A 26,133-nucleotide genomic window follows, 5' to 3' on the forward strand; every position below is an offset into this window, starting at 1 on the left:
GCGATGAAAAGAAAACTTTCCTGGATTTGTGCAGTGGCAATGGGGATGAGCGCAATCCCTTCATTCATGACGAATGCGACGCCGGCAACGCAACCATTGATAAACACTGAGCCAACCGTGGCCCCGGCGGCGGCCGCCCCTGCACAGGCAGATGAAAATCAGCCGGTGGGTCAGGTGATGCCGGGCGTTCAGGGAGCTGATGCGCCGATTGTGGCGCAAAATGGCCCATCCCGTGACGTGAAACTGACGTTTGCGCAGATCGCGCCGCCGCCGGGCAGCATGGTGCTGCGTGGCGTGAACCCTAATGGCAGTATTGAATTTGGCATGCGTAGCGATGAAGTGGTCTCCAGAGCCGTGCTGAATCTGGAGTACACCCCGTCGCCATCCCTGCTGCCGATACAGTCGCAGCTCAAGGTCTATCTGAACGATGAGCTGATGGGCGTGCTGCCGGTCACCCAGGAACAGTTGGGCAAAAAGACGCTGGCGCAAATGCCGATCAACCCATTGTTTATCACCGACTTTAACCGTGTGCGGCTGGAGTTTGTCGGCCACTATCAGCAAGTTTGTGAAAACCCGGCCAGCAGTACGCTGTGGCTGGACGTCGGTCGCAGCAGCATGCTGGACCTCACCTACCAGACGCTGGAAGTGCAAAACGATCTCTCGCACTTCCCGGTACCGTTCTTCGATCCACGCGACAACCGCGCGGTGACGCTGCCCATGGTCTTTGCCGGCTCGCCGGATCGTACCCTGCAACAGGCGGCGTCGATCGTATCATCCTGGTTTGGTTCCCGGGCGGGCTGGCGAGGCCAGCACTTCCCGGTGCTGTACAACACGCTGCCAGATCGTAATGCGATCGTCTTTGCCACTAACGACAAGCGACCTGATTTCCTGCGTGAACATCCGCCGGTGAAAGCGCCGGTGATCGAAATGATCAGCCATCCGGATAACCCTTACGTGAAACTGCTGGTGGTGTTCGGTCGTGACGACAACGATCTGCTGCAGGCCGCGAAAGGGATCGCCCAGGGCAATATTCTCTTCCGCGGGAGCCGTGTGGAAGTCAACGAGGTGAAACCGCTGCTGCCGCGTAAACCGTACGATGCGCCAAACTGGGTGCGCACCGATCGCCCGGTCACCTTCGGTGAACTGAAAACCTATGAAGAGCAGTTGCAGTCCACCGGGATGGAACCTGCCGCGATCAACGTCTCGCTGAACCTGCCGCCGGATCTCTATCTGCTGCGCAGTACCGGTATTGATATGAATCTCAATTACCGTTACACCACGCCGCCGACCAAAGACAGTTCGCGCATGGATATCAGTCTGAATAACCAGTTCCTGCAAGCCTTTAGTCTGACCAGCAATGAGAAGAGCAATCGTCTGTTGCTGCGTCTGCCGGTGTTGCAAGGACTGCTGGACGGGAAAACGGATGTCGCCATTCCGGCGCTGAAGCTGGGCGCGATGAACCAGTTGCGGTTTAACTTCGAGTACATGAACCCGATGCCGGGCGGCTCGGTTGAAAACTGTATTACCTTCCAGCCGGTGCCGAACCATGTGGTGATTGGCGACGACTCCACCATCGACTTCTCGAAGTACTACCACTTCATAGCGATGCCGGATCTGCGCGCGTTTGCGAACGCGGGCTTCCCGTTCAGCCGCATGGCGGATCTGTCGGAAACCCTCACCGTGATGCCGAAAACGCCGAACGAAGCGCAGATGGAAACACTGCTCGACGCGACAGGCACTATTGGCGCGCAAACCGGCTTCCCGGCGATTAACCTGACTATCACCGATGACAGCAGCCAGATTCAGGGCAAAGATGCGGACATCCTGATTATCGGCTCGATCCCGGACAAACTGAAAGACGACAAGCGTATCGACCTGCTGGTTCAGGCGGCAGAAAGCTGGGTGAAAACCCCAATGCGCCAGACGACGTTCCCGAGCATCATGCCGGATGAAGCCGATCGCAAAGCGGATGCGCAGGCGACGGTAACGTCGAGTGGACCGATGGCAGCGGTCGTCGGCTTCCAGTCGCCGTTTCACGATCAGCGTAGCGTGGTGGCGCTGCTGGCGGATAGTCCGCGCGGCTATGAGTTGCTGAACCAGGCCATCAATGACAGCGGCAAACGGGCGGCGATGTTTGGTTCCGTCTCGGTGATCCGTGAATCTGGCGTGAGCAGTTTACGCGTCGGCGAGATCTACTATGTGGGTCACCTGCCGTGGTTTGAACGTCTGTGGTACGCGCTGGCTAACCATCCGGTGCTGTTAGCGGTGCTGGCGGCGATCAGTGTGGTATTACTGGCCTGGGTGCTGTGGCGTCTGCTGCGCATCATCAGTCGCCGCCGTCTCGATCCGGATCATGAGTGATAAATAATGAACGCGTTGCGAAGTGGGATAGTCATGGTGTTAATGCTGGCCGCGCTGAGTGTACAGGCGGCCTGTACCTGGCCTGAGTGGGATCACTTTAAAAAGGATTACATCAGTCAGGAAGGGCGGGTGATTGATCCCAGCGACGCACGCAAAATCACCACCTCGGAAGGGCAAAGCTATGCGATGTTCTTTGCCCTCGCCGCTAACGATCGCCAGGCTTTTGATACGCTGCTGGCATGGACAGAGAATAATCTGGCACAAGGTTCACTAAAAGATCATCTGCCCGCCTGGCTGTGGGGGCAGAAAGATCCCTCCACCTGGGCGGTGCTGGATAGCAACTCTGCTTCTGACGGTGATATCTGGATCGCGTGGTCGCTGCTGGAGGCGGGACGCTTGTGGAAAGAACCGCGCTATACCGAGATCGGCAAAGCCTTGTTGAAACGCATTGCCAGCGAAGAAGTGGTGACGGTGCCGGGGCTGGGCTCCATGCTGTTACCCGGCAAGATTGGTTTTGCCGACGCCAACACCTGGCGCTTTAATCCGAGCTATCTGCCACCGCAGCTGGCGCAGTATTTCACCCGTTTCGGCGCGCCATGGTCCACTCTGCGTGAAACCAACCAGCGACTGCTGTTAGAAACGGCGCCGAAAGGTTTCTCACCGGACTGGGTTCGTTACGAGAAAAACAAAGGCTGGCAACTGAAGGCAGAGAAAACGCTGGTCAGCAGTTACGACGCGATTCGCGTCTATCTGTGGGTGGGCATGATGCATGACGGCGACCCGCAGAAAGCACGGCTGCTGGCAAAATTCAAACCGATGGCAACCCTGACAACTAAAAACGGTCTCCCGCCGGAGAAAGTGGACGTCGCCAGCGGCAAAGCGCAGGGCAATGGCCCGGTAGGCTTTTCTGCGGCCTTACTGCCTTTCCTGCAAAACCGCGACGCACAAGCGGTGCAGCGACAGCGCGTAACAGACCATTTCCCCGGCAGCGATGCCTATTACAGCTACGTGCTAACCCTCTTCGGACAAGGGTGGGATCAGCATCGTTATCGCTTCACCGCCAAAGGTGAGTTACTACCTGACTGGGGCCAGGAATGCGCAAGTTCAAATTAAGTTTACTCGGGGTTTCACTCGGCATTGCCCTGATGCCCTTTGCCGACGCCGCGCCGTCGGCGCAACAGCAGTTGCTGGAGCAGGTGCGGCTGGGAGAAGCAACGCACCGCGAAGATCTGGTGCGCCAGTCGCTCTATCGCCTCGAACTGATGGACCCGAATAATCCTGACGTCATTGCCGCTCGCTTTCGTTACCTGCTGCGTCAGGGCGATAACGACGGCGCGCAGAAACAGCTTGATCGACTTTCTCAATTAGCGCCGGGTTCTAATGCCTATAAATCGTCGCAAACCACCATGCTGTTAGCGACGCCGGATGGGCGTCAGTCGTTACAGCAGGCGCGTCTACAGGCGACAACCGGGCATGCCGCAGAGGCGGTTGCCGCCTATGATAAGTTATTCAAGGGCAACCCGCCGGAAGGCGACCTGGAAGTGGAGTACTGGAGCGCGGTGGCAAAAATTCCGGCCCGCCGCAATCAGGCGATTAATCAGCTCAAGGCGATTAACGCCCGCAGTCCGGGCAATAACACATTGCAAAATACGCTGGCACAGCTGTTGTTTGATAACGATCGCCCGGCCGAAGGCTTTGTGGTTCTGGAGCAGATGGCCAAATCCAACACCGGGCGGAATGCCGCGTCCACGATCTGGTACACCCAGATCAAAGATCTGCCGGTCAGCGATGCCAGCGTGAAGGCGTTGCAAAAATACCTCACGGTATTCAGTGAGGGGGACAGCGTGGCTGCGGCACGCAGTAAGCTTAGCGAACAGCAAAAACAGCTTTCCGATCCGACATTCCGCGCGCGTGCGCAGGGGCTGGCGGCAGTCGACGCAGGCCAGGGCGGACGGGCGGTTTCAGAATTACAGCAGGCGGTGAGAGCCAACCAAAACGACAGCGAAGCCGTGGGTGCACTGGGGCAGGCCTACTCTCAGCGAGGCGATCGCGCCAGCGCCGTTGCGCAGTTTAAGAAAGCGCTGGCGATGGATCCGCAGAGCGGGAGTCGCAGCAAGTGGGAAAGCCTGCTGAAAGTGAACAGTTACTGGCTGGCGATTCAGCAGGGCGATGCCGCGCTCAAAGCCAACAATATTGACCAGGCTGAACGTCTCTATCAACAGGCCAGAAACATCGACAATACCGACAGCTATGCGGTACTGGGGCTGGGCGATGCAGCAATGGCGCGGAAAGATTATCCGGCTGCCGAGCGCTATTACCAGCAGACGCTGCGCATGGACAGCGGCAATACCAATGCCGTACGCGGTCTGGCAAACCTCTATCGCGCGCAGTCGCCGGAGAAAGCCTCCGCGTTTATTGCCACGCTCTCTGCCAGCCAGCGTCGCAGCATTGATGATATTGAACGCGGACTGGAAAACGATCGTCTGGCGCAGCAGGCCGAAACGCTGGAGAACCAGGGCAACTGGGCACAGGCCGCGGAACTGCAACGCCGCCGACTGGCGCTGGATCCGGGGAGCGTCTGGATAACCTATCGTCTGTCACGCGATCTATGGCAGGCCGGGCAGCGTAGTCAGGCTGATGCGCAGATGAGCGCGCTGGCGCGTCAGAAACCCAACGATCCGGAACAGGTGTATGCGTATGGGCTGTACCTGTCCGGCAATGATCAGGATCGGGCGGCGTTGGCGCATATCAACAGCCTGCCGCGCAGTCAGTGGAACAGTAACATTCAGGAACTGGCCGATCGCCTGCAAAGCAACCAGGTGCTGGAAACGGCGAATCGTCTGCGCGACAGCGGCCGGGAAGCCGAGGCTGAAGCGCTGTTACGTCAACAGCCTGCCTCCACCCGTCTCGATTTAACGCTGGCCGACTGGGCGCAGCAGCGCAGGGAATACAATGCGGCGCGAGGTTCATACGACGCCGTGCTGGCGCGCGAACCGGATAATGTCGATGCGATGCTGGGGCTGACGGAAGTGTACATCGCCCAGGGCGACAAGCCTGCCGCGCGAGCGCAACTGGCAAAACTGCCCGCAACGCAGACGCCGTCAATCAACATGCAGCGGCGAATCGCGCTGGCACAAATGCAGCTTGGCGATACCGCTGCGGCACAACAGACCTTCAATACGTTGATTCCGCAGGCCAAAGCGCAGCCGCCATCAATGGAAAGCGCAATGGTGCTGCGTGACGCCGCGCATTTCCAGGCGCAGAGCGGCGAGCCGCAACAGGCGCTGGATACGTACAAAGATGCGATGGTGGCGTCCGGTATTACGCCAACGCGTCCGCAGGATAATGACACCTTTACCCGTCTGACCCGTAACGATGAAAAAGATGACTGGCTGAAGCGTGGCGTGCGCAGCGATGCGGCGGATTTGTATCGTCAACAGGATCTGAACGTCACGCTGGAGCATGACTACTGGGGATCGAGCGGTACCGGCGGCTATTCTGATCTAAAAGCGCATACCACTATGTTGCATGTGGATGCGCCGTATTCGGACGGTCGTATGTTCTTCCGTACCGATCTGGTCAACATGAATGCAGGTAGCTTCTCGACTGATGACAATGGTCGCTACAAGAATAACTGGGGCACCTGTACGCTGGAAGACTGTAGCGGCAGTCGCAGTCAGTCGGACACGGGGGCGAGCGTCGCCGTTGGCTGGAAGAATGACACCTGGAGTTGGGATATCGGCACCACGCCGATAGGCTTCAACGTTGTCGATGTGGTCGGCGGCGTCAGTTACAGCAATGACATTGGGCCGTTGGGTTATACCCTGAACGCGCACCGCCGTCCGATTTCCAGTTCGCTGCTGGCCTTTGGCGGACAGAAAGATGCGCAGAGCCACAACGGTGACAGCAACGACGTCAACACCGGTAAAAAATGGGGTGGCGTTCGTGCCGATGGCGGCGGGATTAGCCTCAGCTACGACAAAGGTGAAGCCAACGGCGTCTGGGCTTCACTCGGCGCCGATCGGTTAACCGGGAAAAATGTCGAGGATAACTGGCGCGTCCGGTGGATGACGGGTTACTACTACAAAATCATCAACGAGAATAATCGCCGTGTCACCGTAGGTCTGAACAATATGATCTGGCACTACGACAAAGACCTGAGCGGTTATTCGCTGGGCCACGGTGGCTACTACAGTCCGCAGGAATACCTGTCCTTCGCGGTGCCGGTAATGTGGCGTCAGCGGACGGAAAACTGGTCCTGGGAACTGGGCGGTTCGGTTTCCTGGTCGCATTCGCGCACCAAAACCATGCCGCGTTATCCGTTGTTGAATCTGATTCCGTCGGATTACCACCAGGAAGCCATCGACCAAACTAACGGTGGTGGAAGCAGCCAGGGCTTTGGTTATACCGCGCGGGCGCTGATTGAGCGTCGGGTGACCTCGAACTGGTTTGTCGGGACCGCGGTGGATATTCAACAGGCAAAAGACTACGCGCCTAGCCATTTACTGCTGTATGTTCGTTATTCCGCCGCAGGCTGGCAGGGCGATATGGATTTACCGCCGCAGCCGCTGGTGCCTTACGCGGACTGGTAATCAGAAAAATCCTTTTCAGACACAGCCTCTCTCAATGCCGCCGCGATCGGGTATACTCGGGCGGCAATCTGGGATATCCGGGGGAGACAATATTGCGCGTCAGTCGCTCGTTAACAATTAAGCAGATGGCAATGGTGGCTGCCGTTGTCATGGTGTTTGTGTTTCTGTTTTGTACCGTTTTGCTGTTTCATCTGGTGCAGCAGAACCGCTACAACACGGCGACGCAACTGGAAAGTATTGCCCGTTCGGTACGTGAACCGCTGTCTGCCTCAATTTTAAAAGCCGATATTCCCGGAGCTGAAGCAATTCTTGCCAGTATCAAACCAGCGGGGGTGGTGCAACGGGCCGATGTGGTGCTACCGAATCAGTTTCAGGCGCTGCGCATGAGCTTTATCCCTGAACGGCCCGTTCCGGTCATGATAACCCGACTCTTCGAACTGCCGGTGCAGATCTCGCTGCCTGTCTATTCACTTGAACGTCCTGCAAATCCGCAACCGCTGGCATATCTGGTGCTCCAGGCCGACTCATTCCGCATGTATAAGTTTGTGATGAGCACGCTGTCTACGTTAGTGACCATTTACTTACTTTTATCCCTGATGCTAACAGTCGCCATTAGCTGGTGCGTGAATCGCCTGATTTTGCACCCGCTGCGCAAAATTGCCCGCGAGCTGAATAACATTCCGCAACAGGATTTGATTGGACATCAGCTGGCGTTGCCGCGTCTGCATCATGACGATGAGATTGGTCTGCTGGTGCGCAGCTACAACCTCAATCAACAACTGGTCCAGCGCCACAGCGAAGAGCAGACGGATAACGCGATGCGTTTTCCGGTCTCTGACCTGCCGAACAAAGCGTTCCTGATGGGGCTGCTCGAGCAGGTCGTGTCGCGTCAGCACACCACGGCGCTGATGATTGTCACCTGCGAAACGCTGCGCGATACGGCGGGCGTGCTGAAAGAGGCGCAGCGGGAAATTCTGCTGCTGACGCTGGTGGAGAAACTGAAATCGGTGCTGTCACCGAGAATGGTGCTCGCGCAGATCAGCGGTTACGATTTTGCCATTATCGCCCACGGCGTCAAAGAGCCGTGGCACGCGATCACATTAGGTCAGCAAGTACTCACTATCATCAATGAGCGATTGCCGGTGCAGGGGATCCAACTTCGCCCAAGCTGCTGCATTGGCGTGGCGATGTATTACGGCGATCTCAGCGCCGAACAGCTCTATGGGCGCGCGGTATCCGCAGCGTTTACCGCCCGGCGCAAGGGCAAAAATCAGATTCAGTTCTTCGATCCTGAGCAGATGGCAATCGCCCAGAAACGGCTGACCGAGGAGAGCGATATTCTCACCGCGCTGGACAATCACCGCTTTGCCCTCTGGTTGCAGCCTCAGGTGGAGATGAGCAGCGGCAACGTGGTCAGCGCCGAAGCGTTGCTGCGTATGCAGCAGCCCGACGGGAGCTGGGAATTGCCGGAAGGGTTGATTGAGCGGATTGAGTCCTGCGGCCTGATGGTCACCGTGGGCCACTGGGTGTTGGAAGAGTCTTGTCGTCAGCTCGCTGCCTGGCAGGAACGGGGGATCACGCTGCCGCTGTCGGTCAATTTGTCGGCGCTCCAGTTGATGCACCCGAATATGGTGTCAGACATGCTGGAACTGTTAAATCGTTATCGTATCCAGCCGGGTACGCTCATTCTGGAAGTGACGGAGAGTCGGCGGATCGACGACCCGCATGCCGCCGTGGCGATACTGCGTCCGTTGCGTAACGCCGGCGTGCGTATCGCGCTGGACGATTTTGGCATGGGCTACGCGGGGCTGCGCCAGCTCCAGCACATGAAATCCCTGCCCATCGACGTGCTGAAAATCGACAAAATGTTTGTCGATGGCCTGCCGGAAGATAACAGCATGGTCTCGGCGATTATCCTGCTGGCGCGCAGTCTGAATTTGCAGATGGTGGCGGAAGGCGTCGAGACCGAAGCGCAGCGTGAATGGCTGGCGCAGGCGGGGGTTGAAATCGCTCAGGGCTTCCTTTATGCCCGTGCGGTACCCGCTGAAACCTTCGAAGAACGTTATCTGAAGCACAATTGATGTGATTACAATACTTTAAAAAGGTCCGGCTTGTGCGAGCCAGCTCAAGGTTTTTAACATTTTTGTTTCAATTATGATCCTGGTGCATTTCTGTGATGTTGTCTGGGTGTTATTTTAAGGCCGCAGGTTAACCAAAACCTTATAAGACCTGTGGTTTTTACTTCAAGGACACCCTATGAAAATCTCTCTGTTTAAAAGCCTCTACTTTCAGGTCCTGACAGCAATTGCCATTGGTATTCTCCTTGGCCATTACTACCCTGAATTAGGCGCACAAATGAAACCGCTTGGCGACGCGTTCGTTAAGCTGATCAAGATGGTCATCGCACCGGTTATCTTCTGTACTGTCGTGACTGGCATTGCAGGCATGGAAAGTATGAAAGCGGTGGGCCGTACAGGTGCAGTTGCGCTGCTTTACTTTGAGATTGTCAGTACGATTGCGCTGATCATTGGTCTCATCATCGTTAACGTGGTGCAGCCCGGTGCCGGGATGAACGTCGATCCGGCAACGCTGGATGCGAAAGCGGTAGCGATTTACGCCGAACAGGCAAAAGACCAGGGAATCGTAGGCTTCCTGATGGATATTATCCCGGGCAGCGTCATTGGCGCCTTTGCCAGCGGTAACATCTTGCAGGTTCTGCTGTTTGCGGTGATGTTTGGGTTTGCCCTGCATCGTCTGGGCAGCAAAGGCCAACTGATTTTCAACGTCATTGAAAGCTTCTCGCAGGTCATTTTCGGCATCATCAACATGATCATGCGTCTGGCGCCAATCGGGGCGTTCGGGGCGATGGCGTTTACCATCGGTAAATATGGCGTGGGTACGCTGGTGCAGTTGGGGCAACTGATTGTTTGCTTCTACATCACCTGTATCCTGTTTGTGGTTGTTGTGCTGGGTTCGATCGCCCGTGCAACAGGCTTCAGCATCTTTAAGTTTATCCGCTATATTCGTGAAGAACTGCTGATCGTGTTGGGAACGTCCTCTTCCGAGTCTGCGTTACCGCGTATGCTCGACAAGATGGAAAAGCTTGGCTGTCGCAAGTCGGTTGTGGGGCTGGTGATTCCCACCGGCTATTCGTTTAACCTTGATGGAACCTCGATATACCTGACGATGGCGGCGGTGTTTATCGCCCAGGCCACCAACAGTCATATGGATATCTTCCATCAGATTACGCTGCTGGTGGTACTGCTGCTCTCCTCGAAAGGGGCGGCGGGCGTGACCGGAAGTGGCTTTATCGTGCTGGCGGCCACTATCTCTGCGGTTGGCCATCTGCCGGTTGCCGGTCTGGCGCTTATCCTCGGTATCGACCGTTTCATGTCTGAAGCCCGTGCGCTGACCAACCTGGTCGGTAACGGCGTGGCAACGGTCGTGGTCGCGAAGTGGGTGAAGGAACTGGACCACAAGAAGCTTGATGATGTGCTGAATAATCGTGCACCTGAAGGCAAAACGCACGAAATATCCTCTTAATTTCGATACTTATGACCGCAGTCCCTTGTGGGGCTGCGGGCTCCTGCGCATAATTGACCCCTGGGCCCGAATCCTTCAACATGGAGGTATCGGGTTTATTTCACTTCGTCCGTGACATTTTCATGTTCTTGCGGTCTAACACGAAGTGTTTTTAACGTCATATTCAGATAAGCCCAACTGGGGTTGTCTTTTTATTACCAGGATTGTTGATCAGGGGTTCACATGCAGGGCACAAAAATTCGACTTTTAGCGGGCGGTTTGCTGATGATGGCCACTGCTGGCTATGTGCAGGCAGATGCGCTCCAGCCTGACCCAGCATGGCAACAGGGGACGCTGGCGAATGGTTTACAGTGGCAAGTGTTAGCCACCCCGCAGCGCCCCAGCGACCGTATCGAGGTCCGCCTGCAGGTAAATACCGGTTCGCTCGCCGAAAGTACTCAACAGAGCGGTTTCAGTCATCTTATTCCCCGTATTGCGTTAACCCAAAGTGGCGGCCTTGATGCCGCGCAGGCACGTTCACTGTGGCAGCAGGGTTTTGACCCTAAACGTCCGATGCCGCCCGTCACCGTCTCTTACGACTCCACACAGTACAATCTTAGCCTGCCCAATAACCGCAACGACCTGCTGAAAGAGTCGCTGAACTATCTGGCGAACACGATGGGCAAACTGACGATCACCCCCGACGTCGTCAATCATGCGCTAAACACAGAGGACATGGTCACCACGCTGCCCGTCGATACGAAAGACGGATGGTGGCGCTATCGTCTGAAAGGGTCGGCGCTGTTGGGTCACGATCCTGCCGAGCCGGTAAAAATGCCGGTGGACGCGGAGAAAGTGCATGAGTTCTACCAGAAGTGGTACACCCCAGACGCGATGACGCTGATTGTTGTCGGCAACGTTGATGCGCGGTCGGTGGCCGAGCAAATCAACAAAACCTTTGGTGAACTGAAAGGGAAACGTGAAACCCCTGCGCCGGTGCCGACGCTCTCGCCGTTGCGTGCGGAGGCGGTGAGCATTATGACCGACGCGGTGCGCCAGGATCGTCTCTCTGTCATGTGGGATACGCCGTGGCAGCCGATTCGCGAGTCTGCCGCGCTGTTGCGCTACTGGCGCGCGGATTTAGCGCGTGAGGCGCTGTTCTGGCACGTCCAGCAGGCGCTGAGTAAGAACAACGCGAAAGATATCGGCCTCGGCTTTGACTGCCGCGTGCTGTTCCTGCGCGCCCAGTGTGCAATCAACATCGAATCGCCAAACGACAAGATTTCCGCCAATCTGAGCACCGTGGCGCGTGAACTGGCGAAGGTACGTGATAACGGCCTGCCGGAAGAAGAGTTCAACGCCCTGGTGGCGCAAAAGAATCTGGAACTGCAGAAACTGTTTGCGACCTACGCTCGTACCGATACCGATATTCTCATCAGTCAGCGTCTGCGCTCGCTGCAAAATCAGGTCGTGGATATCGCGCCTGAACAGTACCAGCGTTTGCGTCAGGACTTCCTGAACAGCCTGACCGTTGAGATGTTGAATCAGGATCTGCGTCAGCAGTTGTCGCAGGATATGGCGCTGATTTTGCTACAGCCGAAAGGCGAACCGGAATTCAACATGAAAGAGTTGCAGGCGATGTGGGATCAAATCATGGCGCCGGTGACTGCCGCGGCGACACCGGCAGAAACGGACGATGCGCATCCGGAAGTGACAGATATTCCGGCTGCACGGTAGGGGTGGATTGCCTGATGGTGCTGCGCTTATCCGGCCTGGAAGAACGCGTTTCCCGGGCCGGATAAGGCGTTTACGCCGCGCCTGCGGCGTTGGTCTTACTGCGGCATGGCGTCGCGTGGGATAATCGCCCCGCGATGCTGAATAACGGTGCTGGCGGTCAGGTGGCCTCGTTTGGCAGCGTTAACTGCATCGCCGCCGGTCAGGCGAACGGCCAGATACCCGGCGCTGAACGAGTCGCCAGCGGCGGTGGTATCGATCACTTTTTCTTTCGGCAGTTTCACCGCAGGAACGTCGATCGGTGCGTTACCGTCGACAGACACCAGGCACGAATCCGCACCGCGTTTCACCACCACTTCCTGCACACCCGCGGCATGCGTCCGGGCGATCACCTCTTCAACCGGCTTCACGCCCCAGAGCAAATCTTCGTCGTCCAGCGTCAGGAAGGCAATATCAGTGCATTCCAGCATCTTCTGATACACCTGCCGGGTCTCTTCTTTGCTGGCCCACAGGCGCGGACGATAGTTGTTGTCGAAAATCACTTTCCCGCCGTTGGCGCGGCATTCTCGCAGCAGCGACAGCAGTTTGTCGCGGCTGGATGGGCTCAGGATCGCGAGGCTGATACCGCTCAGGTAGAGATAATCAAAGGTCGCCAGCTCTTCGCAGATAGCCGCTGACTGTTCGCTCTCCAGCCAGAATTTCGCTGCTGCTTCGTTGCGCCAGTAATAGAACGTCCGCTCACCGGTGCTGTCCGTCTCGATGTAGTAGAGGCCAGGCAGACGGTTTTCCATGCGCTGCGTCAGCGAGGTATCCACGTTTTCGCCTTGCCATGACTCGAGCATCTGCTGGCTGAAACTGTCCGTGCCCAGCGCCGTGACGTAGTGCACGGAGAGCGCCGCAGCATCAACCTGACGGGCAATGTAAACGGAGGTATTCAATGTGTCGCCACCGAATCCGCGCTGAACATCTGCGCCTTTCTGTGACAGCTCAATCATGCATTCGCCAATCACGGCAATCTTTTTGGACATAGTCGTGAACCTGCTTAAAAAAAGTTAGCGTTAGTGTGCGCTGTGGGTGTTAGGTGGTCAATCATATTAAAACAACGTTCCAAAATTTTTTTTGAGCCAGTCCGTATTCTGCATTGATTTTTACAAAACCGTTTTCGATTTTGCGCGAGGCTGAACATAAAGTTCTCCGTCCGAAGGCCGATAACCTTTGACGAGTCGGGGCAGTAACACACTTAATCACGGGACATCTGAGATGATAAACCAGGTTATCCAGCAGCGAAGCAATTCCGAGGCGAGCGTTGAAAGCTTGCAGGATCGGCGCTTTTGGCTGCAGTGCGAGCGTGCTTACACTTATCAGCCGATTTACCGGACCGACGGACGCCTGTTAGCCGTTGAGCTGTTGACGGTGGTGACACATCCGGACAACCCAACCCAACGTATCGCACCTGACCGTTATTTTTCCGGGGTGGCGGTGCGCCATCGCATTGATATCGTCAAAGAACAACTTCAGCTACTGGAGCAGAAGACCGACTTTTTCCAGCGTCATGAATTGCTGGCCTCTGTGAATGTCGATGGCCCGACGCTCCTCGCCATGCGCCAGCAACCCAACATGGTGCAGATGATTGAGCGGATGCCGTGGCTGCGTTTTGAGCTGGTCGAACATATCCATCTACCAAAAGAATCCTCGTTTGCCAGCATGTGCGAATTTGGCCCGCTGTGGCTGGATGATTTCGGCACCGGGATGGCGAATTTCTCTGCGCTGAATGAAGTCCGTTATGACTACATCAAAGTCGCGCGCGAACTGTTCGTGATGCTTCGCCAGACGCCAGAGGGGCGCAATCTCTTCACCATGCTGCTGCAACTGATGAACCGCTATTGCCGCGGCGTGATCGTTGAAGGGGTGGAAACGCTGGAAGAGTGGCGCGACGTACAACGTTCTCCTGCCTTTGCCGCACAGGGCTATTTTCTGTCGCGCCCGGTCCCGTTCGCCTGCCTCGATGAGGTCATTCTGTCACTGTAAAAACCGGCAGTTTCCGCTAACTCCGTCTGGCTGGACTATCTTTAGGACAGGCAAGGAAAGACGTGAGGATGCTAACTATGACCAAAGCCGGAAAAATAACTGCAGTGATAACAGGGACTTTCTTGTTGTTGATCGTGGTCGTTATCGTGTTGATAGCGACATTTGACTGGAACCGCCTCAAACCGACCATCAACCAGAAAGTCTCTACCGAACTTAACCGACCGTTCGCTATTCGCGGTGATTTAGGCGTTGTCTGGGAACGCCAGAAGCAGGAGACCGGCTGGCGCAGTTGGGTGCCGTGGCCGCACGTACATGCTGAAGATATTATCCTCGGCAATCCCCCCGACATTCCTGAAGTGACGATGGTGCACCTTCCCCGCGTCGACGCGACGCTCGCCCCGCTGGCGCTGTTAAGCAAAACCGTCTGGCTGCCGTGGATCAAGCTGGTGAAACCCGATGCGCGGCTGATTCGCCTGTCCGAGAAAAACAATAACTGGACCTTCGACCTCGCGAATAGCGAAAACAAAGACCCGAATGCGCAGCCGTCTGACTGGTCCTTCCGGCTGGACACTATTCTCTTCGATCAGGGGCGGATCGCTATCGACGATAAGGTCAGTAAAGCTGATATTGAGATCCTGGTCGATCCGCTGGGTAAACCGTTGCCGTTCAGTGAAGTCACGGGAAATAAAGCGAAAGGCGATAACGCGAAGGTTGAAGACTACGTATTTGGTCTGAAGGCGCAGGGGCGATACAACGGCGAACCGCTCACCGGAACGGGAAAAATGGGCGGCATGCTGGCGCTGCGTAGCGAAGGGGCAGCGTTTCCGGTACAGGCCGATTTCCGTTCCGGCAATACCCGGGTGGCGCTGGTGGGCGTGGTTAAGGACCCAATGAAGATGGGCGGCGTCGATCTGCAACTGAAATTCTCCGGGGATTCCCTGGGTGAGCTGTACGATCTGACGGGAGTGCTGCTGCCGGATACGCCGCCGTTCGAAACGGACGGTCGGCTGGTGGCGAAAATCGATACCAACGCATCATCGGTGTTTGACTACCGGGGGTTCAATGGGCGGATCGGCGACAGCGATATTCACGGCTCGCTGACCTATACGACAGGGAAACCGCGTCCGAAGCTGGAAGGAGAGGTGGAATCGCGCCAGCTCAGGCTGGCGGATTTAGGACCGCTAATCGGCGTCGATTCCGGTAAAGGCACAGAAAAAGCGCAGCGTTCGGAACAGAAAAAGGGCGAGAAGAGCGTACAACCCGCGGACAAAGTACTGCCTTATGACCGCTTCGAAACGGACAAATGGAACGTGATGGATGCCGATGTGCGCTTTAAAGGACGGCGTATTGAACATGGCAGCAGCCTGCCTGTCAGCGATCTCTCGACCCACATTCTTCTGCAGAATGCCGATCTGCGTCTGCAACCGTTGAAGTTTGGTCTGGCGGGCGGCAGCATCAATGCGAATATCCATCTGGAAGGGGATAAAAAGCCAATGCAGGGGCGTGCGGATATTCAGGCGCGGCGTTTAAAACTGAAAGAACTGATGCCGGACGTTGAACTGATGCAGAAAACGCTGGGGGAGATGAGCGGTGACGCCGAATTTCGCGGGACCGGGAATTCCGTGGCGGCGCTGCTGGGTAACAGCAACGGCAACCTGAAACTGCTGATGAACGACGGACTGATTAGCCGCAACCTGATGGAGATTGTCGGTCTGAACGTCGGGAACTTCATCGTCGGGCAGATCTTTGGCGATGACGAAGTGCGGGTTAACTGCGCGGCGGCGAATCTGGATATCGTAAACGGCGTGGCGCGCCCACAAATTTTCGCGTTCGACACTGAAAACGCGCTGATCAACGTCACCGGGACGGCGAGCTTTGCCTCCGAACAGCTGGATTTGACCATCGACCCGGAGAGCAAAGGCATCCGCATTATTACCTTGCGTTCGCCGTTGTATGTGCGCGGAACGTTTAAGAACCCTCAGGCGGGGGTAAAGGCCGGGCCGTTGATTGCGCGTGGCGCGGTAGCCGCGGCGCTGGCGACGTTAGTGACGCCTGCCGCCGCGCTGCTGGCGCTGATTTCACCGTCAGAAGGTGACGCCAACCAGTGCCGGACGATATTGTCGCAGTTGAAGAAGTGATGCGCAGTGCCGGGTAAGGCGTTGCCACTACCCGGCATGTAAAGATTACAGCGACTGATGACGTGTTTCGTGAGTTAACAGCAGCGCGATCAGGGTTAATGCCGCCATCGATGCCAGGTAGGTTCCTACGGCGGCAAGACCATAATTGGACTGCAACCACGCGGCGATATACGGTGCGACGGATGCCCCGAGAATCGAAGAGACGTTATAGGAGAACGATGCGCCGGTGTAACGCACTTCAGTCGGGAACAGCTCAGGCAACAGTGCGCCCATCGGCCCGAACGTCAGCCCCATCAGGCTCAGTCCAAGCAGCAGGAAGGCGAAGACCAGCACCGGATTGCCGGACCCCAGCAGCGGTTTAAAGGCGAACAGCGCGAACAGGATAATCATTGTGGTGATGATGACCATGCTCTTGCGGCGACCAAACGCGTCTGCGAGCAGACCGGCGACCGGCACCATCACGCCAAAGCCAATCACCGCCATCATCAGCATCCACAACACGTCGTTACGCGGCAGGCCCAGACCGACCGGCGCAGCGGCGGTACTGAACGTCATCGAATACACGGTCATGATATAGAACAGCGTATAGGTCGCCAGCATGATGAACGTGCCGAGGATGGTCACGCGAACGTGTTTAGTCAGCAACGTACCCAGCGGGATTTTCACCTGTTTTTTCGCGGCGGCCACTTTAGCGAAAACCGGCGTCTCATGCAGGGAAACGCGGACGTACAGGCCGATAATCACCAGCACCGCTGAGAAGATAAACGGAACGCGCCAGCCCCAGCTCATGAACTGCTCATCCGTCAGCAGCCAGGAGAGCAGCAGGAAGGTGCCGTTAGCAAAGAAAAAGCCAATCGGTGCGCCCAGTTGCGGGAACGAGCCATACAGTGCGCGCTTACGCGGCGGGGCGTTCTCTGTCGCCAGCAGCGCCGCGCCGCCCCATTCACCACCCAGTCCCAGCCCCTGCCCAAAACGAGCCAGCGCCAGCAGAAGTGGGGCGAAAATGCCAATGGTGGCATAGCCTGGCAGCAGGCCGATGATCACCGTTGAGATCCCCATTGTCAGCAAAGACGCCACCAGCGTCACTTTACGTCCTACCCGATCGCCAAAGTGGCCGAAGAGCGCGGAACCAATTGGACGCGCGACAAAGGCGATGGCAAACGTGGCGAGCGACTGTAGCGTTGCCGCTGTCGGGTCGCCCTGCGGGAAGAAGATGTGCGGGAAGACAATCACGGCGGCGGTCGCATAAATATAGAAGTCGAAGAACTCAATGGCGGTGCCAATGAGCGAGGCGACGACGACCTTATTGCGCGAATTGACCGGAGTATGTTCCTGTTCGTTATCGAGTGTGGTGGCGGTTGCTTGCATAGTATTTTCTTATTTTTTGGCGAACGAACGGCCATATTACGCACAGCAAAAGCGACATTTCAATCTGTAACAATCGCTCGATATGGTTAAAAATCAGGCAAAAAGCGGATAATGTTTGCGCCTGCGATTTCTCGTCCATGAAATGCTTCACATAATTTAAAAATGAGTGGATAAAACTGGTTTTTGGTTAAATAAAAGTTAAGGACTGGATTTATGTGCTAAATGAACGGAGCGAGGCGGAAGTAAGTGCCTGAACATATTGCCGGATGGCGACGTAAGACACTTATCTGGCCTGGGTAGCGGGTGAAAGTTAGGCCGGATAAGCACAGCGCCATCCGGCATAATACCGCGCATCAACGGTGCGTTTTGCCCGGCATCCGGGGATCGTCTTTGTATTCGGCGGTTGCAATCCACGCCGCGCAGAACAGCGTCAGACGTGCGAAAAAGTAGAAGAACGCCATCAGTCCCAGTACGGAACCAAACGCCGCGCCGGAAGGGGATTTCACCAGCGCCGGCAGCGTCCAGGTCATGATGATTTTAATGACTTCAAAGCCAATCGCCGCAATCAGCGTGCCGCGAATCAATGCCTTTTTACGTGGACGATGACGCGGCAGACGCCAGAAAATCCAGAAGAACAACAGGTAGTTGGCAAAAATGGAGATCGCCAGGCCAATCAACCGCCAGGTGGGCTTTAGCCACTCAATGCTGTCGAGATAGAGGGCGGAGATAATCATCTGTTGCGCCGAACCGGCGACCGAGGTGATCGACAGCGTCACAATCAGTGCAATCAACAGGCCAATCAGTGAGATGAAATCGCGCAGGTATTTGATCCAGATTTTTTCCTGATCCTGCGGCGTGCGCTCCCAGACGTCCCGCGACTGGGCGCGGATCGCCTCGCGCAGGTTGCCCATCCAGTTAATCCCGGAGTAGAGGGCGATCCCTAACCCGACCAGACCAACGGTGGTACGCTGCTGTACCGCCGTATTGATGGTGCTTTTCAGCGTAGCGGCAAGCGTCGGGTCGCTGACGTTCATCAGGATTTTAGTGAAGATGTCCTGCAACAGCGTGGGATGCGAGGCAAGAATAAAGCCTGCGGCGGCAAACGACACCATCAGGATGGGGATCATCGACAAAAACGAGAAGTAGGTAATGGCCGCGCCGAACTGGTTCCCTAACCGATCGTTAAAGCGTTCAGCCGCGCGGAGCAGATGCGCAATCACCGGAATGCGCTGGATTTTTTCGACGGTGGTGGTCACCGTTTTCAGCGTCTCGCTGGCGGTGCTTTTCTTCTCGTGCTCGGCGTCCCCGGTCGTGTCGATTTTGCGTACCGGGTCGTGTTCAAGTTCCTGAGTGGGGCGTTTTACGTCGTTATCCTGCATCATCAGGTCAGGCGTCCTTTTTTTGTTAATTCTCTGGACAGTATAGCGTCTCAGTCCACGTAGTCCTTCATTACCCCGGTCAGCCACTCCATAAACAGGTGCACACGGCGTGAAAGATTACGCCGGTGTGGGTAAAGCAGCGATACCGGCATCGGCAAGGCGCGGTATTGCGGCAGCACCTCAACGAGCGTGCCATTGCGTAACGCCTCACGAACCCCGACGCGCGGAACCTGAATAATTCCCAGCCCAGCCAGACAGGCGGCGTGATAGGTTTCGGTGCTGTTAACCGTTAGCGTACCGCCGGTTTTTATCCACTGTGTCCCGCTGCTGGTGGCGATTTCAAAGCCTGGCGGTCGTGTTCCCAGATTTTGCGAGTAATGTACTACCGCATGGGAGGCGAGGTCTTCAAGGCTTTCCGGATAGCCAAAACGCGTCAGGTACTGTTGGCTGGCGCAGTTGATCACGGTAAGCTTGCCCAGCGGACGCGCGATCAGTCCCGAGTCTTTCAGCGTGCCGACGCGCACCACGCAGTCAAAACCTTCGCGGATCAAATCCACCAGTCGGTCACTGCTGCTGAGCTCCAGTTCAATCCCAGGGTACTGCTGCAAAAAGGCGGGCAGGCGGGGGATCACCAGATTTCGCGCGACGCCAACCGGCATATCGACTCGTAGCTTACCGCTGATGCTGGTGGGATCGTGCTGAAACAGACCGTCCAGTTCATCCAGATTGCTCAACAGATCTTTCGCCCGTTCGTAATAGACCATGCCGTCCTGCGTCAGTTGTACCCGCCGCGTGGTGCGGTGTAAAAGCTGGGTGCCAAGATGGTTTTCCAGCGCCTGAATCTGGCGCGATACGCTACCTTTCGGGAGTCCGAGCGTGTCGGCTGCGCGAGAAAAACTCTCCAGCTCTGCGACACGAATGAATAACTGCATTGCATGAATTTTATCCATCCTGTAGCCCTATTGTTGTTCCAGATGAAACAGTCATGCGCAATTAGCGACATTTATTGTTTTTCTATCACCTAATAAGCTTTACCTCAATCCACACAACAGCTGAAATGAGGTTTCTTATGACGCAACGTATCGCATTGGTGACCGGCGGGAGCCGCGGGCTGGGTAAAAATGCCGCGCTTAAGCTGGCGGACAAAGGAACGGATATTCTCTTTACTTACCACAGTCAACAGCAGGCGGCGCGGGATGTCGTCGCTGAAATTGAGCAAAAAGGCAGGAAAGCGGCAGCAATTCAATTGAATGTCGGTGATAGTGCCAGTTTTGCAGCTTTTGCCTCTGAGGTGAAAACGCAGTTGCAAACGCACTGGAACAGAGAGACGTTTGATTATTTAGTGAACAATGCCGGGATCGGGCTATACGCGCCGTATGCTGACACCTCAGAAGAGATGTTTGACGAACTGATGCGCATCCATTTTAAAGGCCCGTTTTTCCTGACGCAGCACCTGTTGCCGTTGATTAACGAGGGCGGACGTATTCTTAATGTTTCAACCGGGCTGGCGCGTTTTGCCCTGCCGGGGTATGCCGCCTACGCGTCAATGAAAGGGGCGATGGAAGTGCTGACGCGCTACCAGGCGAAAGAACTGGGCGCGCGTGGGATCTCGGTGAATGCCATTGCGCCCGGCGCCATTGAGACCGATTTTGGCGGTGGTCATCTGCGGGATAATAAAGAACTGAATGCGTATGTGGCTTCGCAGACGGCGCTGGGCCGCGCTGGTTTGCCCGATGATATTGGCGATGCGATTGCGGCGTTACTCAGCGACGAACTGGCATGGATGACGGCGCAGCGTATTGAAGTCTCGGGCGGGATGTTCCTGTAAGCTGAATTCAGCGAGCCTTTACGTGCGATGAATGATCATGAAATGCGAATTTTAATTCTGTAACATAATTTCGCGCAGGCGATAATTTCTTTTCTCCTGCGCGTTCGTTATTCTCACTGAGATTTAATTTTCAATTAAGATAGTGGGTAGTGAAATATAAGGAATTCCTTAAGTCATTGCCCGTTTTTTATCCCCGGATGTAATTCTCGTGTTTCAGCTGTAAAAAAATGTTTTTTTACTTCTCTCCCGACGTGATATCTGTAAAATGGCCCCCCGCCAAATGGCGAATGTTTATTTTACCCATCGGGTAATACCCTTCCCCTCCTTAATGTTATTATCGGAAACGGTGGAGAGAGTAATGCAAATCATCATGTTTGACAGGCAGTCAATATTTATTCATGGAATGAAAATCAGTTTACAGCAACGAATTCCAGGAGTGAGTATTCAGGGTGTCAGTCAGGCCGATGAACTCTGGTATAAACTGGAAGAAAACCCGGAAGCCCTGCTCATGCTGGATGGCGATCTTGACGGTGAGTTTTGCCGTTGGATCCTGCAAAAAACGGTGCAACAGTTCCCCCTCGTCAAAACCTTAATTATCGCGACGGACTGCGCGAAAAAAGGTTTACAGGAACTGACGCAATATAATGTACTCGCGATTATTTCCCGCGATTCTGAACCGGAAAAATTTGTACTGGCGATCAATAGCGTTGCGATGGGGATGATGTTTTTACCTGGCGAATGGCTAACGACTCCGGCTGCGGAATATCGTGATATTCATGCATTAAGCGCCCGGCAGAGGGAAATTTTGACGATGCTGGCATCAGGCGAGTCAAATAAGGAAATTGGCCGGGCGTTAAATATCAGTACCGGAACGGTGAAAGCGCATCTTGAATCACTCTACCGCCGACTGGATGTTAAAAATCGCACCCAGGCGGCGATGCTGCTGGTTCAGCCTTAATACCCTGCAGTGATATTACGGCCGGGCTCCTGCGGTCGTAATATATTCCTGTTTTAATAACCCCAGCAGCCAGTCATTCTGCCAGCGCTGTTGTAGCCAGTAACTCTCCCTGAGCGTCCCTTCCAGTATAAATCCCACTTTCTCCAGCACATGCCGGGAAGCCTGATTACCTTCAGTGACACAAGCGGTCAGACGGCGCAGACCGCCGGTGGTAAATGCGTAATCGCAGACGGCGCGTAGTGATTCTGTCCCGTATCCCTTTCCCTGCGCGCCGGGCGTCAACAAGAACCCGACCTCAGCACAGACTTCCCCTCGATGAATATAGCCCGTCACCCCGAGCGGCTTGTGGCTTTCGTTATCGCACAGGAGCAAACACAGCCAGTGAGAGTCTCCTGGACACCATGTCGGTAAGCGAGAATCGAACGCTTCCCGAATGTCGCGCTCACTTCGCGCGTCGGCCACATGACGCATCACGTCCGGATCCTGCTGCAGCGCGAGAAAAAAGGGCCAGTCGGCAGAGGTTATCGGGCGACAGGTCAGGCGGGCTGTTTTCAGTATGGGCACAGGGCTATCTCCTGGGATATTTCTCAATGTTCACGTAGCGGTCACTGTATTAATTATTGAACTTGTTATATCTATAAAAACTAATAATTAAAACAAAGAACTAAAGCAAAATTAATGGTCTCCGTATGGGGGCGCTTTTAGCGAAGGAAGAGAATGACGATTAGCGTTTTGACGACACGCACCACCTTTGAACACTGTCTGGGGATTATCCGCCAGGCTTCGGTGGAGATCCTGCTGATGCTGGGGGTGCATGCCTCTGACGGCAAAGATCCGCGATGGTTTCTGGAACACCTGGATCAAGCCCGGCTGAACCTGGGCGGCTGGAGCCAGGTCGCCCGGCGTTTGCATCTCAACGACGCGCAACTGAGCCAGTTCACGCTGCAACTGCGCCATCTCCAGCAGTGCGTACCGCAATATGACAGCGGGCAGGAGGTCAGTGAGAACCAACTGATTGCCGCCCTGCGCGTGGTCAGGTCGCTGGAATTGCTGCGCCATCATCAATCGTTACTCAATTTTAAAACGGACATTGAAGAGGCCGACCACAGTCAGCAAGTACGCGCAGAACGGCAGTTACGCACGATTGAGTTAACCCTGACTGCGCTTATCTCGCAGATGTGGCCGGATAAAACGCAGCTCAATAATTACCTCAAAGACAACTTTGGCGCGGATAAGCTCAGACGCTGGATTAAGCTGGGTGAACGCCAGGATCCGCTGAATGGGATGCGTTTTAGCGAGCTGGCGCTGATGATTGTCGATAAAAAGACCTTCACCCGCCACTATTCCGGCATCTTTAACGATGCGTCAGTGCTGAACCTGTTTGTTGAACCGCGCCTGACGCTGCGGGTGTTTCTCGATGACTGTCGCCAGGCGCGTAACACGGTGCTGGCCGGGGAGCCGCTGTCTTCGGCACAGTTGACGTTACTCTCCTGCCAGTTTCAGCATATTGTCCGTCCTGTCCAGCGGGCCTATGAGCAAGGGCGCGCCCGCATTAATCCGGCGGCGTTAATGATTGTGGAAGAGGGGCAACTGGCGCAGTTTTGGGAGGAGGCGCGGAAAAAGGACCGTCAGGCGGGAGGCGATACCGAGGAAATTGGCGAATCCATTGAACCCCTGCGCAAGCGTTCGCTGCGCACGGCGGAAGAACGTGAACAACTGATCACTGGCGTGCTCTGGGGCGCGGTGGGGCTCATGGTGATCGCCATCCTGGGCGGTGGAGCGTGGTTAGTGAGTTCGCAACCGCCCGCGCCCGCGCCGAACATCAAGATCACCCAGGCAGAGCCCAAGCGCGAATTGCCTTCCGCACGCGAAATGGTGACGCAGATGGGGATCACCTGGGATGTGTTTAACATGCGTGCGGCGATCGATCGCAATGACACCCGGATCACCGCGCTTTTTTTGCAGGGCGGTATGAACTGGCAGGTCTCGTGGACCGAAACGGCGTTTGCCCGCAACAATACCGATGTCCTCGAGTTACTGTTGCGCTACCCTTCGCAGATGGATGAAAGCAAACCGTGTCGACGCTTTATCAATACGTTGGGTCACGCCATGTCCGGTGGTGCGCCGCTGACGGGCGAACACAAAGCTTATCTGAAGCGTTTCTGCACAGTGCCTGCGGTGATAGCGCGACAGCAGCATGATACCGGGCAGGCAGAGCGGCGTTTCCGCGCCGATCCCAGCGCGGATAACGAGAAATGGCTGAAGATTCAGCGCGCCATTTTGACGTGATAGAGTAACCGTTATGGTTCTCCATACAGCCCAATCAGGCGCCGTGCGACGCCGTTGGTCCAGCCAAAGCCATCCTGCAACGGATATTCGCCGCCGCCCCCTTCGCGCGGGGTGCCGCTGGCGATATGGTATTTCTCAATAAGCTTATGATGTTGCTGATAAAACTGATTCACCGTCTGCAGCCAGCTATGGGCGATTTCGTCTCCCAGCGCATCATCGCCGTACATCTTAAAACCCTGAATTGCCATCCATTGTAGCGGCGCCCAACCGTTGGGTTTATCCCACTGCTCGCCGGTTTCGTACTCGGAGGCCATAATGCCGCCGGGCGTCAACAGGCGAGCACGCACGGTATCCCCCAGCCGATCGGCCTGTTCATGGGTCGCCATCCCGACGTAAAGCGGGACAATGCTGGCGGCAGAGAACAGCGCCATTTGCTCCCGCCGCCAGTCATAGTCGCGAAAGCAGCCATTTTCCTCATCCCACAGATAGCGGTTGACGGCAGCCCGTCGATTGCTCGCCTTCTGGCGGAACAGTGCCTCAACGTCACGTTCGCCTTTTAGCGCTGAAATATTGGCGATGGTGCTCTCCAGTTTGAACAGAAAGGCGTTGAGATCGATAGGGATAAACTGCGTGGTGCGAATGCTCGCCAGTCGTGTGGGGTCACGTAGCCAGCGGGAAGAATAGTCCCAGCCCGATGCCGCACCGGCGCGCAGATCGCGGTACACCTCGTTCGGCGGACGACCAGAATGTTTGGCAGTTTCCACATCTTCCAGCCATGATTCATCGCGCGGCGTGTCGCGGTCATCCCAGTAGCGGTTGAGCAGTGAACCGTCCGGCATCCTGACGGCATGGCGATATGCCTGGTTGAGCACCAGCGACTCTGCGCCGTCCATCCAGAAGGCATACTCCATCTTCAGATGGTCGAGGTAGCGCCGTGCGCCGCGAACGCCGTCCTCTTCGAACAGTTCGACCATCAGCGCAAACACCGGCGGCTGCGAGCGGCTGAGGTAATAAGTACGGTTGCCGTTCGGAATATGGCCGTAGTTTTCAATCATCCACGCAAAGTTATCTGCCATACATTTCAGCAGGTCTTCGCGACCGCTTTCCGCCAGACCCAGCATGGTGAAATAGGAATCCCAGTAGTAGGTTTCGCTGAATCGACCACCTGGCACGATATAGGATTGCGGTAGCGCCAGCAGCGATGACCACGGAATATGATCCTGCGGCTCGCGGGTGAGTACCGGCCACAACTGGTCAATATGCTCTTTCAGCGAATTTTCCGGGTTGGAAACATACGCGCTGTCGAAGACTTCAGGCAGCCAGAAGTGATTTTCGACAAAGCGGCGTAAATCGAAATCCCGATGACGACGGACTTTGCGGTAGCGAATCAGAATATCGAGCGGATCCATTTTCGGCGCACAGTCAGGAAACGTTTTGCTGTCGGCAAAAATTTTCGAGGATTGTACATGCTCGAACAGTTCAAGATAGCGATCGGCTGGTGTCAGGGCGTCAGAGGCGGGGAGCCCCTCAATCATCTCAGGTTCCGGTTCTGCTTCAATCATCTCATCCAGTTTTAACTCGCACGGATCCGTTTCGTAGAAAAGATCGACGTCGATCGTGATTTCCTCTGACGGGGCGTGTTGCAGTTTCTGGTTGATCATAATGAGAAAGACCTCCGGATGGCGTCGTAAAGGATACGGGTGTTGCCCGGCTGTCTTTTAAGCGTAGACATTCGCTTCGGTGTGTGCGGTGCAAAGTGTGCGGCAGATCACGTTTACACAATCGCCGCAAACCGGGAAAAAAGCACAATACATTGATAATCGGTGATAATTTTTATTACGTGTCGACTGGCGAATCCCTATTTTCGGAACATTCGAATGAAACGAATTGTGAATATTGTCGGGACGTCGCCTGGATAAGGTTTCCTACCCCGCTG

General features: G+C 55.7%; 17 protein-coding genes. 11 read left to right on the plus strand and 6 right to left on the minus strand.

Annotated elements, in window-relative coordinates:
* Positions 1-3 precede the first annotated feature (3 nt).
* The 6 genes from bcsB (at position 4) to OGW13_RS03315 (ending at position 12,212) form a co-directional block, all read left to right on the plus strand.
* Positions 4-2,361, plus strand: a complete 2,358-nt coding sequence (gene bcsB, locus OGW13_RS03290) for a cellulose biosynthesis cyclic di-GMP-binding regulatory protein BcsB (protein WP_054176509.1) — start codon at positions 4-6, stop codon at positions 2,359-2,361.
* Positions 2,362-2,367: 6 nt separating this feature from the next.
* Positions 2,368-3,474: a cellulose synthase complex periplasmic endoglucanase BcsZ gene (gene bcsZ / locus OGW13_RS03295; RefSeq protein ID WP_058587427.1), complete on the plus strand. Its 1,107-nt coding sequence runs from the start codon at positions 2,368-2,370 to the stop codon at positions 3,472-3,474.
* Positions 3,456-6,953: a cellulose synthase complex outer membrane protein BcsC gene (gene bcsC / locus OGW13_RS03300; protein ID WP_287115633.1), complete on the plus strand. Its 3,498-nt coding sequence runs from the start codon at positions 3,456-3,458 to the stop codon at positions 6,951-6,953. The genes bcsZ and bcsC overlap by 19 nt, the downstream gene beginning before the upstream one ends.
* A 92-nt stretch (positions 6,954-7,045) precedes the next feature.
* Positions 7,046-9,034 (plus strand): biofilm formation regulator HmsP, encoded by a 1,989-nt coding sequence (hmsP, locus tag OGW13_RS03305; protein ID WP_072011089.1) that lies wholly within the window; start codon positions 7,046-7,048, stop codon positions 9,032-9,034.
* Between the two features lie 175 nt (positions 9,035-9,209).
* On the plus strand, positions 9,210-10,496 hold the full coding sequence (gene dctA / locus OGW13_RS03310; RefSeq protein WP_042323143.1) for a C4-dicarboxylate transporter DctC: 1,287 nt from the start codon (positions 9,210-9,212) through the stop codon (positions 10,494-10,496).
* 222 nt (positions 10,497-10,718) lie between these two features.
* A complete protein-coding gene (locus OGW13_RS03315) occupies positions 10,719-12,212 on the plus strand; it encodes a M16 family metallopeptidase (protein WP_287115635.1) in 1,494 nt (497 codons plus the stop codon).
* A 95-nt stretch (positions 12,213-12,307) separates the two neighbouring features.
* Here OGW13_RS03315 and kdgK read toward each other — a convergent pair whose 3' ends face one another.
* Positions 12,308-13,237 carry a 2-dehydro-3-deoxygluconokinase gene (gene kdgK / locus OGW13_RS03320; protein ID WP_046401659.1) on the minus strand — a complete coding sequence of 310 codons (930 nt, stop codon included), beginning with the start codon at positions 13,235-13,237 and terminating at the stop codon, positions 12,308-12,310.
* Positions 13,238-13,469: 232 nt separating this feature from the next.
* On the opposite strand from kdgK, the gene pdeH reads away from it, so the two are divergent.
* A complete protein-coding gene (gene pdeH / locus OGW13_RS03325) occupies positions 13,470-14,237 on the plus strand; it encodes a cyclic-guanylate-specific phosphodiesterase (protein ID WP_222167498.1) in 768 nt (255 codons plus the stop codon).
* A 77-nt stretch (positions 14,238-14,314) separates the two neighbouring features.
* A complete protein-coding gene (locus OGW13_RS03330) occupies positions 14,315-16,375 on the plus strand; it encodes an AsmA family protein (protein WP_042998539.1) in 2,061 nt (686 codons plus the stop codon).
* 45 nt (positions 16,376-16,420) lie between these two features.
* On the opposite strand, the gene OGW13_RS03335 is transcribed toward OGW13_RS03330, so the two are convergent.
* From OGW13_RS03335 to OGW13_RS03345, 3 genes are all read right to left on the minus strand, one after another.
* Positions 16,421-17,743, minus strand: coding sequence for an MFS transporter (locus tag OGW13_RS03335; RefSeq protein ID WP_287115636.1), 1,323 nt, complete (start codon positions 17,741-17,743; stop codon positions 16,421-16,423).
* A 353-nt stretch (positions 17,744-18,096) separates the two neighbouring features.
* A complete protein-coding gene (gene yhjD, locus OGW13_RS03340; RefSeq protein ID WP_044253716.1) occupies positions 18,097-19,125 on the minus strand; it encodes an inner membrane protein YhjD in 1,029 nt (342 codons plus the stop codon).
* 47 nt (positions 19,126-19,172) lie between these two features.
* Positions 19,173-20,072 (minus strand): LysR family transcriptional regulator, encoded by a 900-nt coding sequence (locus OGW13_RS03345; RefSeq protein WP_042998536.1) that lies wholly within the window; start codon positions 20,070-20,072, stop codon positions 19,173-19,175.
* A 119-nt stretch (positions 20,073-20,191) separates the two neighbouring features.
* On the opposite strand from OGW13_RS03345, the gene OGW13_RS03350 reads away from it, so the two are divergent.
* A complete protein-coding gene (locus tag OGW13_RS03350) occupies positions 20,192-20,950 on the plus strand; it encodes an SDR family NAD(P)-dependent oxidoreductase (protein WP_044253710.1) in 759 nt (252 codons plus the stop codon).
* A 358-nt stretch (positions 20,951-21,308) separates the two neighbouring features.
* Positions 21,309-21,908 carry a helix-turn-helix transcriptional regulator gene (locus OGW13_RS03355; protein WP_042998534.1) on the plus strand — a complete coding sequence of 200 codons (600 nt, stop codon included), beginning with the start codon at positions 21,309-21,311 and terminating at the stop codon, positions 21,906-21,908.
* Positions 21,909-21,923: 15 nt separating this feature from the next.
* Here the strand turns inward: OGW13_RS03355 and OGW13_RS03360 are convergent, their stop codons facing one another.
* Entirely contained in the window at positions 21,924-22,472 is a 549-nt protein-coding gene (locus tag OGW13_RS03360; RefSeq protein WP_287115637.1) for a GNAT family N-acetyltransferase, read from the minus strand.
* Between the two features lie 153 nt (positions 22,473-22,625).
* Here OGW13_RS03360 and OGW13_RS03365 point away from each other — a divergent pair, with 153 nt between their 5' ends.
* Positions 22,626-24,197 (plus strand): STY4199 family HEPN domain-containing protein, encoded by a 1,572-nt coding sequence (locus tag OGW13_RS03365; RefSeq protein WP_287115638.1) that lies wholly within the window; start codon positions 22,626-22,628, stop codon positions 24,195-24,197.
* An 11-nt stretch (positions 24,198-24,208) separates the two neighbouring features.
* Here OGW13_RS03365 and OGW13_RS03370 read toward each other — a convergent pair whose 3' ends face one another.
* On the minus strand, positions 24,209-25,858 hold the full coding sequence (locus OGW13_RS03370; RefSeq protein ID WP_042998531.1) for an alpha,alpha-trehalase: 1,650 nt from the start codon (positions 25,856-25,858) through the stop codon (positions 24,209-24,211).
* Positions 25,859-26,133: the final 275 nt, after the last annotated feature.

The organism is Citrobacter sp. Ca225, assembly GCF_030337175.1.
In the GTDB taxonomy this organism is placed as follows: Bacteria; Pseudomonadota; Gammaproteobacteria; order Enterobacterales; family Enterobacteriaceae; genus Citrobacter_A; species Citrobacter_A amalonaticus.

Coding starts and splice junctions, on each gene's coding strand:
- bcsB (WP_054176509.1), top strand. CDS start 4: ATGAAAAGAAAACTTTCCTGGATTTGTGCAGTGGCAATGGGGATGAGC.
- bcsZ (WP_058587427.1), top strand. CDS start 2,368: ATGAACGCGTTGCGAAGTGGGATAGTCATGGTGTTAATGCTGGCCGCG.
- bcsC (WP_287115633.1), top strand. CDS start 3,456: ATGCGCAAGTTCAAATTAAGTTTACTCGGGGTTTCACTCGGCATTGCC.
- dctA (WP_042323143.1), top strand. CDS start 9,210: ATGAAAATCTCTCTGTTTAAAAGCCTCTACTTTCAGGTCCTGACAGCA.
- OGW13_RS03315 (WP_287115635.1), top strand. CDS start 10,719: ATGCAGGGCACAAAAATTCGACTTTTAGCGGGCGGTTTGCTGATGATG.
- kdgK (WP_046401659.1), bottom strand. CDS start 13,237: ATGTCCAAAAAGATTGCCGTGATTGGCGAATGCATGATTGAGCTGTCA.
- pdeH (WP_222167498.1), top strand. CDS start 13,470: ATGATAAACCAGGTTATCCAGCAGCGAAGCAATTCCGAGGCGAGCGTT.
- OGW13_RS03330 (WP_042998539.1), top strand. CDS start 14,315: ATGACCAAAGCCGGAAAAATAACTGCAGTGATAACAGGGACTTTCTTG.
- OGW13_RS03335 (WP_287115636.1), bottom strand. CDS start 17,743: ATGCAAGCAACCGCCACCACACTCGATAACGAACAGGAACATACTCCG.
- yhjD (WP_044253716.1), bottom strand. CDS start 19,125: ATGATGCAGGATAACGACGTAAAACGCCCCACTCAGGAACTTGAACAC.
- OGW13_RS03345 (WP_042998536.1), bottom strand. CDS start 20,072: ATGGATAAAATTCATGCAATGCAGTTATTCATTCGTGTCGCAGAGCTG.
- OGW13_RS03350 (WP_044253710.1), top strand. CDS start 20,192: ATGACGCAACGTATCGCATTGGTGACCGGCGGGAGCCGCGGGCTGGGT.
- OGW13_RS03355 (WP_042998534.1), top strand. CDS start 21,309: ATGCAAATCATCATGTTTGACAGGCAGTCAATATTTATTCATGGAATG.
- OGW13_RS03365 (WP_287115638.1), top strand. CDS start 22,626: ATGACGATTAGCGTTTTGACGACACGCACCACCTTTGAACACTGTCTG.
- OGW13_RS03370 (WP_042998531.1), bottom strand. CDS start 25,858: ATGATCAACCAGAAACTGCAACACGCCCCGTCAGAGGAAATCACGATC.